The sequence below is a fragment of the Sphingomonas sp. PP-CE-3A-406 genome (assembly GCF_003688625.1).
In the GTDB taxonomy this organism is placed as follows: domain Bacteria; phylum Pseudomonadota; class Alphaproteobacteria; order Sphingomonadales; family Sphingomonadaceae; genus Sphingomonas.
Map to the genome: position 1 here is coordinate 991,684 of NZ_RCWY01000003.1, position 17,134 is coordinate 1,008,817.

The 17,134-nt window shown below is 67.0% G+C and carries 14 protein-coding genes; 4 read left to right on the plus strand and 10 right to left on the minus strand.

The genetic code is table 11. The annotated features are described in order from the left end of the window. Positions 1-186: hypothetical protein (locus C8J44_RS18530; protein WP_183128812.1), on the plus strand; the 186-nt coding region annotated here is incomplete at its 5' end. A 510-nt stretch (positions 187-696) separates the two neighbouring features. Here C8J44_RS18530 and C8J44_RS16480 read toward each other — a convergent pair. The 3 genes from C8J44_RS16480 to C8J44_RS16490 form a co-directional block, all read right to left on the minus strand. Further along, positions 697-1,767: a S9 family peptidase gene (locus C8J44_RS16480; RefSeq protein ID WP_121905329.1), complete on the minus strand. Its 1,071-nt coding sequence runs from the start codon at positions 1,765-1,767 to the stop codon at positions 697-699. 315 nt (positions 1,768-2,082) lie between these two features. Beyond that, positions 2,083-2,748 carry a flagellar hook assembly protein FlgD gene (locus C8J44_RS16485; RefSeq protein ID WP_121905330.1) on the minus strand — a complete coding sequence of 222 codons (666 nt, stop codon included), beginning with the start codon at positions 2,746-2,748 and terminating at the stop codon, positions 2,083-2,085. A 10-nt stretch (positions 2,749-2,758) separates the two neighbouring features. Continuing rightward, complete coding sequence (locus C8J44_RS16490; RefSeq protein WP_147453220.1) at positions 2,759-3,712, minus strand: flagellar hook-length control protein FliK; 954 nt, start codon at positions 3,710-3,712, stop codon at positions 2,759-2,761. A 133-nt stretch (positions 3,713-3,845) separates the two neighbouring features. Here C8J44_RS16490 and C8J44_RS16495 point away from each other — a divergent pair, with 133 nt between their 5' ends. Next, positions 3,846-4,166 (plus strand): hypothetical protein, encoded by a 321-nt coding sequence (locus C8J44_RS16495; protein WP_147453221.1) that lies wholly within the window; start codon positions 3,846-3,848, stop codon positions 4,164-4,166. Positions 4,167-4,742: 576 nt separating this feature from the next. Here C8J44_RS16495 and flhA read toward each other — a convergent pair. The 6 genes from flhA to C8J44_RS16525 all read right to left on the minus strand — a co-directional run bounded on the left by flhA (position 4,743) and on the right by C8J44_RS16525 (position 12,239). Then, on the minus strand, positions 4,743-6,824 hold the full coding sequence (gene flhA, locus C8J44_RS16500) for a flagellar biosynthesis protein FlhA (protein WP_121905333.1): 2,082 nt from the start codon (positions 6,822-6,824) through the stop codon (positions 4,743-4,745). Between the two features lie 55 nt (positions 6,825-6,879). Continuing rightward, positions 6,880-8,172, minus strand: a complete 1,293-nt coding sequence (locus tag C8J44_RS16505; protein WP_259466913.1) for a sigma-54 dependent transcriptional regulator — start codon at positions 8,170-8,172, stop codon at positions 6,880-6,882. Then, positions 8,169-8,540, minus strand: coding sequence for a flagellar motor switch protein FliN (gene fliN / locus C8J44_RS16510; RefSeq protein ID WP_231420814.1), 372 nt, complete (start codon positions 8,538-8,540; stop codon positions 8,169-8,171). The genes C8J44_RS16505 and fliN overlap by 4 nt, the downstream gene beginning before the upstream one ends. Beyond that, a complete protein-coding gene (fliF, locus tag C8J44_RS16515) occupies positions 8,537-10,075 on the minus strand; it encodes a flagellar basal-body MS-ring/collar protein FliF (protein ID WP_183128838.1) in 1,539 nt (512 codons plus the stop codon). Before fliF ends, fliN begins: the two co-directional genes overlap by 4 nt. Positions 10,076-10,543: 468 nt before the next feature. Next, positions 10,544-11,212: a FliH/SctL family protein gene (locus C8J44_RS16520; RefSeq protein WP_056055619.1), complete on the minus strand. Its 669-nt coding sequence runs from the start codon at positions 11,210-11,212 to the stop codon at positions 10,544-10,546. A 4-nt stretch (positions 11,213-11,216) separates the two neighbouring features. Continuing rightward, entirely contained in the window at positions 11,217-12,239 is a 1,023-nt protein-coding gene (locus C8J44_RS16525) for a flagellar motor switch protein FliG (RefSeq protein ID WP_056055622.1), read from the minus strand. Between the two features lie 103 nt (positions 12,240-12,342). On the opposite strand from C8J44_RS16525, the gene C8J44_RS16530 reads away from it, so the two are divergent. Together C8J44_RS16530 and C8J44_RS16535 are read left to right on the plus strand one after the other, a co-directional pair. Beyond that, positions 12,343-15,090: a hypothetical protein gene (locus C8J44_RS16530; protein WP_121905334.1), complete on the plus strand. Its 2,748-nt coding sequence runs from the start codon at positions 12,343-12,345 to the stop codon at positions 15,088-15,090. Between the two features lie 2 nt (positions 15,091-15,092). Further along, positions 15,093-15,524: a flagellar basal body protein gene (locus C8J44_RS16535; protein ID WP_121905335.1), complete on the plus strand. Its 432-nt coding sequence runs from the start codon at positions 15,093-15,095 to the stop codon at positions 15,522-15,524. Positions 15,525-15,892: 368 nt separating this feature from the next. Here the strand turns inward: C8J44_RS16535 and C8J44_RS16540 are convergent, their stop codons facing one another. Then, positions 15,893-17,068 carry a helix-turn-helix domain-containing protein gene (locus C8J44_RS16540; RefSeq protein WP_147453222.1) on the minus strand — a complete coding sequence of 392 codons (1,176 nt, stop codon included), beginning with the start codon at positions 17,066-17,068 and terminating at the stop codon, positions 15,893-15,895. Between the last annotated feature and the right edge of the window lie 66 nt (positions 17,069-17,134).

Below are 17,134 nucleotides of genomic sequence, written 5' to 3' on the forward strand. Positions count from 1 at the left end.
GATCAGGCGAGCCGCTTCAACGTCGGCAATGGCGGCGGCAACAGCGGCGCACGCGCGAAGATCCAGCAGACCTTCGGCAAGGCGCTGAGCCAGCCGAGCGCAGGCTATGCCTCGCCGGTTCGCCCTTTGCCAGCCGCGGCGATCCCGGCGCTGGTCCGTTCGGACGACGACTGGAACGAGTTCTGATCGAGGCTTAGCCGCAAGGCTGAACAGAAAGCCCGCGTCCTCCATCAGGGACGCGGGCTTTCGTGTGTCTGCGAATATCGGGGCACGCGCTCGGATCGGCACGCCACGTCAATCGGAAGAACGCCCGTTTTGCAGTCGTTCCCCGTCACGAGGAAGTGGCGTCGAATGCGATGGAGGGGGAGGTTCGGAGCCTTGGTTGCCCGTCGCGTTCCCCGCTTACCGTACCTTCGCCAGGCTACCTCCACGTCCAGATGCCGGGTGGAAGTCCCGGTTTCCGAGAGTAGCCATTCGTTCAGCGCGATCTTCCCGTTTCTCCATCTCGGAACGGCAATGTCGAGAAAGGGCAATCGGGACGGATATTGGGAAAGCGGACGCGCCTGAAGGCTGTCGGCGTGTTTGGCAACGCGGTCGTCTCGCTTCATGTTCCTCTTCGGGAAACTCAGATGGTATTTAGCAAACGACTAAATTTGGACCATCATGCGTGCGCGAGGCATGTTGACGGGTAAGTATTTATTTTGCCTTTGCGGTTTGGAGAAGGCGGTGGAGGAGCCACTCGTTTATTAGATCGAGGGTGGCAGGATCAGATATAGGCCATCCTTGATAATCCTTCTTTCCGGATGCCGTTAAAACAAGCGGTTTGAAACCATGGTCGACGTTTGGCATCTCGACGATTGTAGCATCCTTGTTTTGGCTCAAGGCGCGTCTCGCCTCCGGTAGGCTGAGTGCGCTGGATACGACCGTGTCGTCTGCCGCATAAAGCGCCAGAACTGGGGCACGAAGCTGCGAAAGAACTTGACTGGCAGCAACGGTGTATAGGGAGGACGTTGCCGGATCGGCCAATGTTTTTACCGCACCTTCGGCCTGATCCTGCTTCCATCCGCCGGCGACAAACGATTGGACTAACGCCATACGACCACTAGCGATCGTTTCACGAGGAGCAGTTGTCGTCACTGCATTGAGATAGCAGCGCGTAGCGCGGATGACGTTCTCGACAGCCTTCGCCTCCATCCCAGAAGCCGCCAGTTTTAGCCGCATCGCATCGAGGAACATCACTCCGCGCTCTCCCGCCGGGGCGGCCAGCGCGACAATAGCGGCAATAGGCGGGTTTTCGACAGCAAGCGCCGGCCCGATCACTCCCCCTTGGCTCAACCCCAATATCGCAATGCGATCTTTGTCGATGAGGTCACCGCGCGATCGCAGATAGGCAAGCGCCGCGCGGGCATCGCGTTGCGCAGGTTCCATCGCATCATCAAACCTACCCGTCGATTGGCCTACACCTCGTTTGTCGAAGCTGAGCGTCACTATCCCCTTCGCATTTAGCCGTGCTTCCAACAGCGGATATATGCCGTGAGGGGAAGCGCCGCCTCCGCCCAGCAGCAGCACCGCAGGCTTCCGCGTCTCGCCGGAACGCGGGACATGCAATTCGCCAGCCAGTATGACATCCGGTTCGGATTTGATCCGCACCTGCTCTGCTTGTACTAAGGCAGCTCGGGAGGCATCGGGGCGTGCATCTACGGGCCCGGAAAGCATCAAGTATAAACTGGCAACAACGAAAGCGTGTGTGCGTCCTTTACTGTTCATGATGACTCCTCCCTATTTTACTATCTTCGCCATGATACGACGCGAGCGGCAATTCCCGAAACACCATCCTTTTTAAGAAACACGGCAGCGCCGCATGTCGGCTATTGGTGCCCGACTTCCGTAAGCGGCGGTTCCCCTATCCTATCCCCATGGGTCTCCGCTCACGCCTAGCAGTTCCTCTGGCGTCGAGGCGCTGCACGCTGCGCCCAATGCTGAAAGGCTCGGCGTCGCATGCGCTCACAACGGCCGCGGACATACGAAAGCCCCGGCGTGCGGGGGCACGCCGGGGCTTGCTGACGGCCGGCCGGGTGGATCTCAGCTGGCGGTGAGGCGGATCAGCTTGTCCATCGGCAGCTGCGTGCCGTTGACGCCGAGCGTGACCGAGCCGCCGGCGCCGCCGCCGACGACGTCCTGGACGAGGCCGGTGCTGGTGATCGCGACCGGTACGGCCTGGCCGTTCGCATCAATGCCGGTCAGCGACAGCGTGTAGGCGCCGTCCGACGCCTTCGATCCGTTCGCCAGCGTCCCGTCCCAGGCGACGCGGCCGGTCAGCCCGTCGGGCGCGATATCGCGCGTCGCGACGGTCTTGCCCGACGCGTCCGCGAACGTCGCGGTCAGCGTGGTGATCGCGCGATCGGTCTTGTACCCCCATTGCGCCGGGCCGGTCGACGACAGGCCGGAGACGGGCGTGTCGAACGACGCCTGCCGACCGATGAAGCCCGAGGCCTGCGCCATGTTCTGCGTCGACAGCTGCGTGAGGATCTCCTGCAACGTCGAGGTCTGCTTCGTCGTCTGCTGGACCTGCGTGTATTGCGCGAGCTGTTGCGTGTATTCCGTCGAATCCATCGGCTTCAGCGGATCCTGGTTCTGCATCTGCGTCGTCAGCAGCTTCAGGAACAGGTTGAAGTCGGATGTCGCGCCCGAGACCGTGCCGTTCTTATCCTGCGCGGTCAGGGCGGTGCCGATCGTGGAAATTGTCATGCTGTCATCCTCAGGCCATCAGGTCGATGCGGCCGCGCGGATTGAGCGGTCGCCAAACGGGATCGATGTCGGCGCCGCCATCGGCGTCGGCGTCATCGGAATAATAGGGGCTGGCCGGCTGGTGCTGGCGGGGCTGGCCGTCGGCCGTGCCGTTGCCCCCGCTGCCCGTACCGCCACCGGTTCCGGCGCGCGTATCGAAGCGCAGGCTCTGCTGATCCGCGCGGACGCCGGCATCGCCGAGTGCACGGTTGAGATCGGCGCTGTCGCGGCGCAGCAGATCGAGCGAGGCGGGGTTGTCCGCCGAGACGACCGCGCGCAGGACGCCGTCGTCGTCGAAATGCATCCGCACCTCGATCCGACCCAGGTCGCGCGGGTCGAGCCGGACCGTCATCGCCTCGCCGCCGTCGGTGCGGACGTGACGCGCAATCGCGACGCCGATGTCGTGGCCCATCTGGCCCGGGGTGGGCGTGACGGTGACGGTGGTCGTGACGGGGGTCGGTGTCGACGCGGTGGCGAGCGGCTGGGCGCTTGCGGCGGTCGGTATGACCTGGGCGTGCACGGGCGTGACCGCGGACGGCAGTGCCGGCGCGGTGTCCGCCTGCTGTCCGACGATCGGGGTACCGGCGGGTAGCGCGTCGGGTTTCAACAGTGGCGCAAAGGGCGTGGCGGAGTCCGTGGGCTCCGCCTGCGTCGGCGTGACGGCGTCGGGCGAGGCTGCGATCGAGCGGAGCGCGGTCCGGCCGGCACTTGACGATGGGGGCGTCGCATCGTCGTCGGAGCGGAAATTGGCGCCGGCTTGATGCGGCGCCGCCATCTGCGCCACGGCGTTTGCCGGCGGCGTCGCGAGGACGGCCAGAGTTGGCGCCGCCGCGTCGAGTGCCGGCGTCTTTTCTGCGGTGCCCAGGTTTTCAACATTCAGTGCGGATGAGGGGGCGGTCTTCTCGTCCGGCTCCGTCTGCGTCACGCCGGCTTTCCCGCCGCGCGTCGCTGTGACGGCGCGTCCCGTTGTCGTAGTGGCAGTAGCCGGGACTGCCACCGTTGGAGCCGGCGTCGTTGCGGGATTGGCAGGCGACACCGCGGTGGGGACCGGAACCGTCGTGACCGAGGGCGAAGGCTGTGTCGTCGACGGCAGCGTGCGGTCCGCCACGGTCTCGTCCTCGGAGGCCCGCGTGTCCTTGACCGCGCCGCGCACCGAAGTCGACGGTGCCGTCGCGGGCGCAATCGGCGCCGATTTCGGAGACGGCGGCGAAGCGGTTTTCGATGCCAATATCGCGTTCGCCGACGCCGATCCCGGCGCGGGCTTCGCGGCGATAGAAGGCGAGGCTGCGTCGCCGGTACCATTAGTCGTCGGCGTGGACGGCTTAGCGTCGGCCTCAATTGGCGTCGTTGTTGCGGGCAGCGCGGTCTGCGATGGTTGATTGCCGATAGCAGGGGTTGCCGTGAGGTCGGCGAGCGCAAGTTTTGCGGTCGGCGCAGGCGTAGCAATTGCGGGCGACACGGCTGTGTCCGTCGACTCCGTCTTCGTGTCACCCGGCACGGGGGCCGAGCCTTCTGCATTCGAAGCGGCCGTCGCCGGGCTGGGCGGGGAAGGGACCAACGGCGCGCCGAGGGTTGACGTCGCAGGCATAGCGGTCGCGAGCCCGTAGGTGTCGGCGATCAGCCGCGCGGCCGGGGGCGACGACGCCGCCGCCGTTTGGGCCAGCACTATCGGTGCGCCACCCGATCGGGCGGAGGCGAAGGGCAGCTGTGACGTCGCGTCGGCAGTCGTCGCGCTGCGCGACCCTTGCCCCGTTTTCGTCGGGCCGAACCCCGTTCCGGCGAGTGCCGCGTCGAAGCCTGCGCCGGACGATGTCGCTGGTGACTTGCCGGCCACCGCGACGGCGTCGAGACCTGGCAACAGGGAGAAGCTCGGCGGGGTCATGCGTGTCCTCGACGCGGTGATCGGCGTATCATCGTCTTATTATAGGTGGTTCTCGGACTGTCGGGCGCGGCGGTCACCCAACCACTCCGAGCGAGCGGATGCGGGCTCTCGCATGCACTTCGTTCTGCGAGAGGACGACGGTGGCGGGGCGGACTCGTTCGATGATCGAGCGGACGAACGGCCGGATCGCCGGATTGGTCAGCAGGCACGGGATCTCACCCTCGGTCGCGAGCCGGTCGAAGGTCTCGCGGATCGCGGCGAGGAACGCGTGGAGGCTCGACGGCGCCATCGCCAGATGCCGGTCGTCGCCTTGCCCGACCAGGCTTTCGGCGAACGCCTCGTCCCATTCGCCCGACAGCGTGACGATCGGGATCGCCCCTTCGCGTGTCTGCTGCGCGGAAATCTGGCGCGCCAGCCGGCCGCGGACATGCTCGGTCATCTGGGTGATGTTGGAAGTCAACGGCGCCGCCTCGGCGATGCCCTCGAGGATCGTCGGCACGTCGCGGATCGAGATCCCTTCGGCGAGCAGGTTCTGGAGGATGCGCTGCACCCCCGACACGCTGATCTTGGCCGGCACGATATCGGCGACGAGCTTTTCCGACTCCTTGTGGACTTCGTTGAGCAGCTTCTGCGTCTCGGTGTAGCTCAGCAGATCGGCGATGTTGTCCTTCACCAGCTCGGTCAGGTGGGTGGTGATGATCGTGCCGCAATCGACCACGGTCAGACCGCGCATCCCCGCCTCGTCGCGCAGCTCGCGGTCGATCCACAAAGCGGGCAGGCCGAACACGGGTTCGCGGGTCGCTTCGCCCGGCAGCGACAGCGAGTCCTGCGGCGGGTTGATCACGAGCAGGCGGTCGAGCCGGATCTCGCCGCGCGCCGCCTCGGTCTCCTTGATGTGGACGACGTATTCGTTCGGCTTCAGCGCCATGTTGTCGAGGATCCGCACCGACGGCAGCACGAAGCCGAAATCGACCGCCATCTGCCGGCGCAGCGCGCGGACCTGATCGTCGAGCCGGGGCTCGCGGCGTTCGTCGTTGATGATCGGCAGCAGCGCATAGCCGATCTCGATCCGCACCGCGTCGATCGCCAGCGTGCGCGAGATCGGTTCCTCGTCGGGCATCGCATCGGCATCGGCCGCGGCCTTGTCCATGCGATCCTGCACGACGCGGGTGCGCGCATCGCGATCGAGCTTGTATGCCGCCCAGCCGCAGGCCGCCGAAAATATCGCGAACGGAATGAACGGCAGGCCGGGGATGATCGCCAGCAGTCCCATCATCACCGAGACCATCCCGAACGCCTTGGGATAGCGGCCGAGCTGGTCGCCGAGCGCAGCGCCGGTCTTGCCCGCGACGCCGCCCTTCGAGACCAGCAGGCCGGCGGCGATCGAGACGATCAGCGCGGGGATCTGGCTGACCAGGCCATCGCCGACCGTCAGCAGCGTATAGGTGTGGAACGCCTCGCCGAACGGTACGCCGTGGACCGCGACGCCCATGATCAGCCCGACGACGACGTTGATCGCGGTGATCAACAACGCGGCGACCGCATCGCCCTTCACGAACTTAGACGCACCGTCCATCGCGCCGTAGAAGCCGCTCTCGGCTTCGACTTCGGCGCGGCGTTCCTTGGCCTGGCGTTCGTCGATCGTGCCGGCGTTGAGATCGGCGTCGATCGCCATCTGCTTGCCGGGCATCGCGTCGAGGCTGAAGCGCGCGGCGACTTCGGCGATACGCCCGGCGCCCTTGGTGATGACGACGAAGTTGATCACGATCAGGATCGCGAAGATGGTGAGGCCGATCACGGTCTCGCCGCCGATCAGGAATTCGCCGAACGCCGCGATCACCCCACCGGCGGCATGCGAGCCTTCATGGCCATGCGCCAGGATCAGCCGCGTCGAGGCGAGGTTGAGGCCGAGCCGCAGCATCGTCGAGATCAGCAGGATCGTCGGGAACGCCGACAGCTGGAGCGGTTTGTCGATGAACAGCGCGGTCATCAGGATCATGACCGACAGCGTGATCGACAGCGCTAGCCCGAGATCGAGCATCCAGCCGGGCATCGGCAGGATCAGCATGCCGATGATCGCGATCACCCCGACCGCGAGCGCCATGTCGCGATTGGCGCCGATGCGCTGCAGGAAATTGGCGATGACTGGCGGCATGGCGATGCGGGTCCGGATCAGATGGAGGGGGGCAGGGGGCAGGTAGCGAGCCGGATCAGGTGGCGGGGATGATCGCGATCCCGGCTTCGACGAAGCTCTTCAGCTTGTTGCGCATCGTCCTGACCGAGATGCCGAGGATTCCCGACGCGGAGGTACGGTTGCCGCGACAGCGTTCGAGCGTCTTGAGGATCAGCGCGCGTTCGACATCCTCGACGGTGTGGCCGACGAGACGGTCGACGCCGGGCGTCGCCTCGTCGGTGGTGCGTGCCAGCCGCGTGCCGTCGGCGAGCACGAGATCGTCGGGACCGACCACCGGGCCGCGCGCGAGGACGGTGGCGCGGTGGACGACATCCTCGAGTTCCTGGACGTTGCACGGCCAGCTGTGGCGCGCGAGCAAGGCGAGCGCGGAGTCGGCGATCGGGCGGACCGCGATCTGCTCCACGCGGGCGGCTTGCTCGGCGAAATGCGCCGCCAGGGCGGGGATATCGCCGACCCGGTCGCGCAGCGGCGGCAGTGCGATCCGCACCGTTCCCAGCCGCGCGGCGAGGTCTGCATGGACCGTCCCGGCGGCGGCGGACACTGCCAGATCGGCGTGCGCGGAGGTGATGATCCGGGTGTCCGCATAGCCCGAGGCGAGCGCGTGCGCGAGCCGGGTCTGCGTGTCGAGCGGCAGGCGGTCGACCTCGCGCAGGAACAGCGTACCGCCGCGTGCCTCGTCGAGCTTGCCCCGCCGCGGCGGCAGGGTGCCACCGGCGGCGCGACCGAACAGGTCGGCCTCGATCGCGGTCGGCGTGCCGTGCGCGGCGTCGACGATCAGGAACCGCCCGGTGCGTCCCGAGATGGCGTGGATCGAGCGCGCGAGCATCGTCCGCCCGGTCTTGGGTTCACCGACGATCGACAAGGCGATCCGGCTCGGTGCGATCGACCAGGCATAGCCGACCGCACGGACGAAGCTCGCGTCCTTGCCGATCAGCGTCCCCGGTGGCGCGGCCGCCGCGTTGGTGAGGATCGCGGCGATCAGCGCGTGGTCGGGTGGCAGCGAGACGTAATCGCGGGCACCCGCCCGGATCGCGGCCACCGCCTGCTCGGCCTGGACGTCGATCCCGCAGGCGATCACCGGCATCACGAACGCCTCGATGCGGAGGCTGGTGATGAACCCGGCGACATCGGCGGCAACGTCGATCATCACCAGCCCGACGCTGGTCTCGCGCAGGATCGCCAGCGCCGTATCGATATCGTCCGCGATCGAGACGGTCGCACCGTTGTCGCGCGCCATCTGCGCCGCGATCTTCAGGACCGCATCCGCACCGATCAACAGCAGATGGGGGTCGTCGCCGGTGCGGATCACGCGCGATTTTCCTGCTGGAGGATTTCGGTCAGCGTGATGCCGAGCATGTTGTCGATCAGCACCACTTCGCCGCGGGCGATCAGGCGATCGTTGACGAAGATGTCGACCGGCTCGCCGACGCGACGATCGAGTTCGACGACCATCCCGGCCTTCAGCTTGAGCAGGTCGCCGATCAGCATCTTCGATCGGCCGAGGACGGCGTGAACCTTGACCGGCACGTCGAAGACCGCCTGCAGATCGGCATTGCCGGACATCGCCGCCGCCGCGACATCGGCGGGGTCGTCGAACTCCTCGAGGAACGCGACGGGCACGATGTCGTCGGGGTCGGTAAGATGCGGCACGGGGTTGGTCATCTGCGTATCCATCATGCGTTCATCCATTGGCGAATTACGGCGGCGGCTTCGGGCGGGGCCGCGGTGATTGCGTCACCGACCCGGCGAAGCGCGCCGAATTTGACTTGGCCATCGACCTGCGCGAGCGCGATTTCCTCATCGAGCGCGGGGCCGTTGGCTTCGAGCAGCGGGCGCTGGACCCCGCCCGGTACGGTACCGGACTGGTCGGGCAGCGCCGCCAACTCCGCGGTCTGCGCGGTGAGCAGGCGCTCCGCCGCGGTGCCCGTTTCGCCGCTCGCCTGCGGCCGGATCATCCGAAGCGCGACCAGCCCGACCCCGGCGATGAGCAACAGCTTGCCCAGCATCCACAGCTGATCGACGGGCAGCCGCGACAGGAAGCCGGAGTCGGTATCCTTGAGGCTGTCGTCGGCGGCGAACGCCATGCTTTCGATCACGACGCTGTCGCCGCGGGCGGTGTCCGCGCCGACCGCATTCTCGACCAGCCGCGTCAGCCGCTGGATCTGCGCCGCGGGCAGTCCCTTGGCGCCGCCATCGACCATCACCGCGACCGACAGCCGCTTGATCCGGCCGGGCGCGCGGTCGACGACACTGTGCGTCTTGCTGTTGTCGTAGGTCGTATCCTCCGACGTTTCGTCATGCGCTTCGCTGCGGTTGGTCCCGGTGCCGCCGGCCTGGGGCTGTGCGTCGGGGAGCTGTCGGGCGATGCTGGCGCCCTGCGGGGCGGCCTGCGTGTCGGCGTTCTGATCCTTGCCGGAGACCGACACCTGATGCGCGATCACCTGCTTGTCGGGATCGAAGACGTTGGATTCTTCCTGCGTGCGGTCGCGGTCGATCTCCGCGGAGACTTCGGCGCGAACCTTGCCCTGGCCGACGATCGGCGCGAGCATCGCCTCGATCTCGTCGCGCATGCCGGATTCGACGGTCGCCTGGCGTTCGTCGATGTCGCTCGATCCCATCGTTCCGGCGTCGCCCGCGCGGGCGAGCAACGCGCCGGTCTGATCGACGATCGAGACGGACTCGGGCGACAGGTCGGGCACCGAGGACGAGACGAGGTAGCGGATCGACTGGACCGCTTCGGCACCGAGCCGACCCTTGGTCTTCACGGTCACCGCGGCGCTCGCCTTGGTGGTCTGCGTCGCGAACATCGCGCGGTCGGGCATGACGATATGGACGCGGGCGCGGGAGATGCTCTGGAGCGTCTCCACCGACTTCGCCAGTTCGCCTTCGATCGCGCGCGTCTCGTTCATCTTGGCGCGGCTCGCGGAGACGCCGAACGGCTCCTCCTCGTCGAGCACATCGTAGCCGATCTTACCGCCCAGCTTCTCGCCGGCCATGCCCATCCGCAGTTCGGCGAGCTTGTCCTCGGGCGCCATGATCGAGGTGCCGTCGGCCGAGAGCTGGAAGGCGACGTTCTGCGCCTTCAGCTTTTCAGCGATCGACTGTGCCGCGCTCGGGTCGAGGTCGGTGTAGAGAAACCCCATCGTCGAGTCGCCGCCGCGCGTCGCCACCACCGCGAGAACGGCGAGCAGCGCAGCAGCGATTCCTCCCATCAGGAGCAGGCGCTGGCGACCGATCTGCCCCAACACTGTCCGTATCTGATCCAAGCGAAACCCCATTCGAAACGGCAGCAATGCCTGATTTCATTATAGGAGAGACGCGAGGCGGCAGTTCTTGCCGGGCGGAAACTTTTGCCGGCCGGTGATCGGGTGGCGGTCTGACGTGGTGTCATCAAGCCGGGCGGTGCGATGGTTCGTCATTCCCGCGTAGGCGGGAACCCATACTGGCAGGCTTCCGGGTATGATCGCCAAGACCTGAGCATATGGGTCCCCGCCTCCGCGGGGATGACGAGGACGCTCTACGACGGATCGATCCACAGGCGTCGAATTTCGATCCTCCCCCGCCAGGGGGAGGTGGCTGGCGCTTGCCAGACGGAGGGGGAGGACAGGGAAACCTCTGTTCCGTGTCCTCCCCCTCCGACACCTTTGGTGCCACCCCCCCTGGCGGGGGAGCATGCAGGATCAGCCGTCGACGCGTTCCAGGACCGGGCCGAGCGCTGCCTCAACGGCGGCGATGCGTGTTGCGGCTTCGAGGACGACGCCGCCGCGATCCCAGTGGATATGCGCGTCGCCGATCGCCAGCGCGGCATCCGCGTGGACGGTCAGCGCGAGGTGGCGACGGTCGCCGTTCTGACGGATCGCCACGAGGCGTTCGATCTCGGGGACCAGGTCGGGCGCGACGGCGACGCCGATCTCCTGCCCGCGCGCGACCTGTTGCAGCGCGCGGCCGATCGCCGCGTCGATCGCGCCGCCGGGATATTCGACGAGCGCGCGACCGGCGAGCAGTTCCGCGGCGACGATCGCGACCGACGCCGCCTCGCGTGCGGCCTCCTGTGCCACGCTTTCGAGCTCCGCCTCGACCGTCTCGATCGTCGCATGAAGCGCGTCGACCGCGGCGAGCAGCGCGGTATCGCGATCGGATTGCGCCTGCGCGAGTCCTGCGTCGAACCCGTCCGCCCGGGCGACCGCGACGTGGCGGTCGCAATCGGCGCGGGCGAGGGCAAGCTCGGCCTCCAGCGTCGCGATCATCAGCTGGAGATCCTCGGTCTCCGCATGCGCGGTACGAAGCGGGACGGCGGTTTCGAACACGCGATCGAACGCGAACGGGCGGATATGAAAGGCTGCGTCCATGATCTCAGACGATCATCGCATCGTTGCTCTTCGGATCGACCAGCAGGATATCGCCGCTGTCGGCCAGCTGCTTGGCGAGCCGGACGAGCGCGGTCTGCGCCTCCTCGCAATCGCGCGCACGCACCGGCCCCATCGCGGCCATGTCCTCGCGCATCAGCTTCGCCGAGCGCTCTGTCATCGTACCGAGGAACAGACGGCGGATTTCGTCGGTGGCCCCCTTGAGCGCGAGCGCCATCTGTCGCTTGTCGGCCTGACGGACGATCACCGCGGCAGCCTGCGGGACCAGTCCGCCGAGATCTTCGAACGTGAACATCAGCGCGCGGATCCGCTCGGCGGACTCGGGCGCGTGTTCGTCGAGCGCGTACAGCATCGCCTCTTCGGTCGACCGGTCCATCGCGTTGAAAACCTCGGCCATCGCCTCGTGCGGATCGTGGCGCTGCGCGCGCGACAGGTTGTTCATGAACTCGCTGCGCAGCGTCTGCTCGACCTGGAGCAGCACGTCCTTCTGGACGGTCTCCATCCGCAGCATCCGCTGGATGACTTCGGTGGCGATGTCCTGTGGCAATTGCGCGAGCACGCCGGCGGCGTTTTCGGGCTTCAGCTTCGACAGGATGACCGCGACGGTCTGCGGATATTCGTTCTTCAGATAACGTGCGAGCACCGACTCGCTGACGTTCGACAGCTTGTCCCACATCGTCCGGCCGGCGGGACCACGGATGTCCTCCATGATCTCGCGCACGCGGTCGGTCGGCAAGACGCCGTCGAGCAGGCGTTCGGCGGTCTCGTACGAGCCGTGCAGCGCGTTCATGCTGGTGACTTCGCCGGTGAAGCTGACGAGCAGGTGCTCGGCGACATGCGACGGCACGCGACCGAGCTGGGCGATCGCCGACGACAGGTCCTTGACCTCTTCGACCGACAATTGATCCCAGATCGGTGCGCCATGCTCCTTGCCGAGGGTCAGCATCAGCGCGGCGGCGCGCTCGATGCCGGAATAGCGCTTGAGTTCGGGCGGTTCGGCCAGCGTCATGGTCCGCGTGTGCTCCAAAAGATCGCGTCGGGAACCGGCCCGTACGCTTCCCCCCTATTATAGGAGAGAGCGATCGATCCGGACGGCGCTCGAAGAGGAAGACATGAGCAATTTCTCGAATGGCCTGATCGGTCTCAGCGTGTTGACGGGCAGCGATGCCTTCTCGGCCTTTGCCGCGTCCAACGCGGCGACGCCGATCGAAACCAAGGCGCAGCGCAAGGCGAAGGCGGCGTTCACCACGCCCGTCACGACGCCGCCCTGGAAGCAGAAGGCCTCGACGCTCAGCGACTCGTCGCAGGTGTCGCTGATCAAGAGCATGAAGACGATCATCGACAAGGCGAGCAGCAGCAGCGCCACCGTGCCCGGCGACGTGCAGACGACCTTCGTCGCGTACAAGGCGCTCGATCGCCTGCGCCTGCTCGCCGAAAGCGCGGCCAAGGACACGACTGCGTCGAGCGAACGCACCAATCTGGAAAAGGCCTTCGCCAAGGGGTTGGCCGATCTCAAGACCTATCTGGGATCGGCGCCGTCGGACAAGATGGACCTGTCGTTCGGCAGCCTTGCACGGCAGGCGCAGACCGTCGGCGTCAAGGCGGCGTCGTCGCTGAGCACCGCGACGATCGTCGGGACCGGCGTCAACGACACGCGCACCGCGCCGCTGGCGGGAATGACCGGCAAGGAAATCCTGCGTATCGACCTGTCGCAGCCGGGCGTCTCGGACAGCGTCACGGTCGATCTGTCGGGGACGCCGCAGCCGCCGACGCTCGACAGCGTCGCCGACGCGATCAATGCGAAGATCGCCGCGGTGCCAAAGCGCGATGCGAGCGGCAATGCGGTGCTCGACGACACCGGCAACCCGGTGCCGCGCTGGCCCTCGGTCAAGTTCGTCCCCGCCAAGACCGGCGAGAAATGGACGCTGTCGCTCGAGCGTGCCGGCTTCGAGACGGTGTCTATCGATCAGGTCGGCGCGGGCGATGCGCTGATGGTCGCGAGCGGCGTCACCGAACCCGATACGCCGACCAATACGCGGCTGTCGCGGTTCGACGATCTGACGACCGACCCGACGCGCAAGACGCTCGGCACGATCAGCGCAGTCGATCGGGCGGCGACCGCGCGGCAGGAGGTCGTCGCCGCGACCGATACGACCGGCAAGGCGAAGGCGACGACGATCTCGGCGGCGACCAATGCACAGGCGATGGCGACCGACGCGAACGGGTTCAGCTATGTCGTCGGCACGACCGCGGGCGATATCGGCGGCAATCTGTCGCATGGCGCGGACGATCTGTTCCTGACCAAGGTCGACAGCGAAGGCAGCGTCGTCTGGCAACGCAATCTGGGCGCGGCCGGGTCTGCGCAGGGGGCGGCGGTGACGATCGCGCCCGACGGCGGAATCGTCGTGGCGGGGACGGTGACGGGCGGGTTCGACGGCGCCAACAGCGACGGCGACATGATGGTCGCGCGCTACGATGCGTCGGGCGGCGAGACGTTCTCGACTCTGGTCCGTTCGCTCGGCGCGCAATCCGCGACGGCGGTGGCGGTCGGCGCGGATGGTGCGATCTATATCGGCGGCCAGACCGAGGCGAACGGCGGCGATGCGTATCTCGCGCGGCTGGACGCGACCGGCACGCTGAAGGAGACCCGCACGATCGGCGGCGCCGGTGCGGACACGGTCAAGGCGCTGGCGATCTCGATCGACGGACAGGTACTCGCGCTGACCAGCGAAAGCGGTCAGGCAACTGTCCACAAGCTCGACGCCGGATCGCTGGCGACGGATATCGCGACGCTCGGCCTGGGCAGGGCGGATGCGCGCGCGATCGCGGTGGCGGCGGATGGCACGATCGCGGTCGGCGGTGCGACTGATGCGGCGCTGTCGGGGACGCAGGCGAACGCCGGCGGGGCGGGGCGCGATGGCTTCGTCGCCCGGATCGACGCAGGGTTGTCGGGCGCGGCGATCACCTATGTCGCGACGGCCGGCGAGGATCAGGTCGACAGCGTCGCGTTCCTGGGCGGTGAAATCTATGCGGGCGGCCGCACCAATGGGACGCTCGGCACCACGAAGACCGGGACCACCGACGGCTTCGTCGCGCGGATCGACGCCTCGACCGGGGCGATCGGGACGACCAGCCAGTTCGGCGTGATCGGCGCCAAGACCGAGTCGGTGCGACTGTCGGCGATCGCCGGCGGCGACACCGTGCTCGGCGCGATCGGCTTGCACCGGGGCACGTTGACGCCGAGCGATTCGGTGACGCTCGAAGCACAGACCAGCCTACGCGCCGGGGATGAGTTCTCCGTGCGGATCAACGGCGGTGCGCTGCGCAAGATCGTGATCGGCGACGACGATACGCTGTCTACGCTCGCCGACCGGGTCCGGCAGCTCGTCGGGACGAAGGTCGCGAGCGTCACCACGCCGCTGAAAGGCGTGGGTCGCAATCTCCGCATCGACCTGAAGCCCGGCAACGAGATCGAATTCGTCGCAGGGTCGGCGGGCAAGGACGCGCTCGCCAAGCTCGGGCTCGACGCGCGGCGGATTTCGAGCCCGGCGTCGATTCCCGACGATGCGCCGAAAGTCAGGCCCGGCGGTGCGTTCGCGCTGGGGCTGAACGAGGCGCTCCGGCTCGATACGAAGACCGAGGCGGCCAACGCGCTGTCGCGGATCACGCAGGCGATCTCGTTCGCGCAGTCCGCGTATCGATCGCTCTATTGGGACGACACCAAGGCGTTGCTCGCGGACACCGGCGTGTCGAACGGACGCAAGCCGGGCTCGACCGCGATCGAGCAGGCGCAACTCGGCAATTATCAGGCCGCGCTGACCCGGTTGTCGGGCGGTTCGTCAAGCTACACGGGATTCTAGACATGGCCGTTCCCTCGATCCTCGCCGGCATCACGCGCGAGATGAAGCATCTCGCGGACCGGCAGCGCGTCATCGCGCAGAACATCGCCAATTCGGAGACACCGGGCTTCAAGGCGCGCGACGTTGCGGCGCCCGATTTCTCCGAACTGCTCGCGCAGCAGACCGGCGGGCGCAGCGGCAGCCCGAGCGTCGCGCGTCCGCGCGTGATGCTGACCGGGGCGATGAGCGCGCTGGGTGCGCGCGCGCCTCGAGGTGGCGGGGGGATCCAGCTCGATCACGACGTCAGCGAAACCAAGCCCGACGGCAACAACGTGTCGGTCGAGGATCAATTGCTGAAGATGGGGCAGATCCAGGCCGACTTCACCGCGATGACCAATCTCTATCGCAAGCAACAGTCGCTGCTGAAGACCGCACTGGGCCGCAGCGGCGGCTGAGCTGCACGAGATTTAATCTGGATCATGGTTTTTAGCGGAATTTGGTCATGCCGGCCCTTCGCTACGCTCACGAGAGCTCGTTCCGGGATCCATGGCTCCGCGAATCTGTAGATTTTGGTTGCGAAACGGCGGACCACGGAACGAGCCGGCATTTATCCCCCCCCGATATGGGACATCTCGTCATCCCCGCGGAGGCGGGGACCCAGATGCTCAAACGGTCGCAATCATGCCGCGAGGTTTGCCAGTATGGCTTCCCGCCTGCGCGGGAATGACTGATGCATGGTCGACGCGGCTAACTGCCGCATACGTGTAGGGTGAAGGAACGGTATGAGCTGTAGCGCGCTCGAAACGATAAGCGCCAATCCGTCCTAGACGTGATACGCCGCGATCACCGCTACGGCATCGGCGGGGGCGAGCGTATCGAGCGCGACCGAGTCCGCCGGGTCGAGGCCGTGCGCGGTCATCGCACCCCTTGGATCCAGCGAGACCGCCATCAGGCGGTGGCCTTCGCCGGATTTGACGAGCGCGATGCCGCCGGCCTGCGGATAGCGGTCCGGATCGACGATCACCGTCGCGTGCCCGGGCAGTCCGCTGCCGAGCGGGGCGCGGCCGACGCGCAGGCCGAACGCGCGCGGCCCGGCGAAACTGGGCAGCTCGACGGTTGCGCCGGTCGGCTGCATCGCGATCGCGCCGTCGGGCAGCGGCAGGCCGTAGACCGTCGCAAGCCGGACCGAGGCGCCGACCGTCTGACCAGATGGCAATGCACTCCGGACGCTGGCCGGCGCGACGGGCGCGGAAATGCGTTCGGCGTGGGCAAGCTCCTGACGGAGCGCGGCGATGCGTTGGCGGGTCCGTGCCCTGCGATCCTCAGGGTCGCCGATCTCGTGCAGGAACTGGTCGAGCGCACCGCAGGCGTGCATCTGGTCGAGATGCGCGCGCAACGCGGTTTCGTCCGCGACGTGGAAGAACCGGCACAGTGAGGCCACTGTCGGTGCGCCCCAGCGAAGCAGGCCCTTTTGCGCATTTTCGAGCCGCGACAGGATGACCGGCGCGATCCCGAAGTCGGAATCGATGACTGCGGGCGATAGCGTCGGGTCGCCGGCGCGCGTGGCGCGGATCGCCGCGGCGAGTGCGACCGCGGTCTCCGCTTCGCGCTGGTCGTCGAGCACCGCCGTATCGGCGAACGGGGCAAACCAGGTTTCGAGGTCGAACTGCGGCGATTGCACGTCGATCAGCAGATCTTTGGGCTCGACGTCCAGCGTTCCCGCGATCCGGACAAGCTCGATCGCGCGCGGGAAGACCTCGCCACGCTCGATCTTCGACAGGCGGATATACGGGATTTCGGGGATCGACCCGGCGAAGGCGAGGAGCTTGGGATGACCGCGCTTCAGGCGATGTTCGCGCACGCGATTGGGGAACACGACCGAACGATAGCGGTCGGCGACGATGACGCTGCCGCCGGTTCCGCCATTCGCCAGGACGTCGGCAGCCAACGGCTTCGAATGGCCCTTACGCGGCCGATCCTGCCGAGTGAGGACGGTCACTCACGCTGCTCCACTGTTCAATTCCCCTATACGTCATGTTCCTATCAAGAATTACGGATCGATGAC

Coding starts and splice junctions, on each gene's coding strand:
- C8J44_RS16480 (WP_121905329.1), bottom strand. CDS start 1,767: ATGAACAGTAAAGGACGCACACACGCTTTCGTTGTTGCCAGTTTATAC.
- C8J44_RS16485 (WP_121905330.1), bottom strand. CDS start 2,748: ATGACAATTTCCACGATCGGCACCGCCCTGACCGCGCAGGATAAGAAC.
- flhA (WP_121905333.1), bottom strand. CDS start 6,824: ATGCCGCCAGTCATCGCCAATTTCCTGCAGCGCATCGGCGCCAATCGC.
- fliN (WP_231420814.1), bottom strand. CDS start 8,540: ATGATGGATACGCAGATGACCAACCCCGTGCCGCATCTTACCGACCCC.
- fliF (WP_183128838.1), bottom strand. CDS start 10,075: ATGGGAGGAATCGCTGCTGCGCTGCTCGCCGTTCTCGCGGTGGTGGCG.
- C8J44_RS16520 (WP_056055619.1), bottom strand. CDS start 11,212: ATGGACGCAGCCTTTCATATCCGCCCGTTCGCGTTCGATCGCGTGTTC.
- C8J44_RS16525 (WP_056055622.1), bottom strand. CDS start 12,239: ATGACGCTGGCCGAACCGCCCGAACTCAAGCGCTATTCCGGCATCGAG.
- C8J44_RS16530 (WP_121905334.1), top strand. CDS start 12,343: ATGAGCAATTTCTCGAATGGCCTGATCGGTCTCAGCGTGTTGACGGGC.
- C8J44_RS16535 (WP_121905335.1), top strand. CDS start 15,093: ATGGCCGTTCCCTCGATCCTCGCCGGCATCACGCGCGAGATGAAGCAT.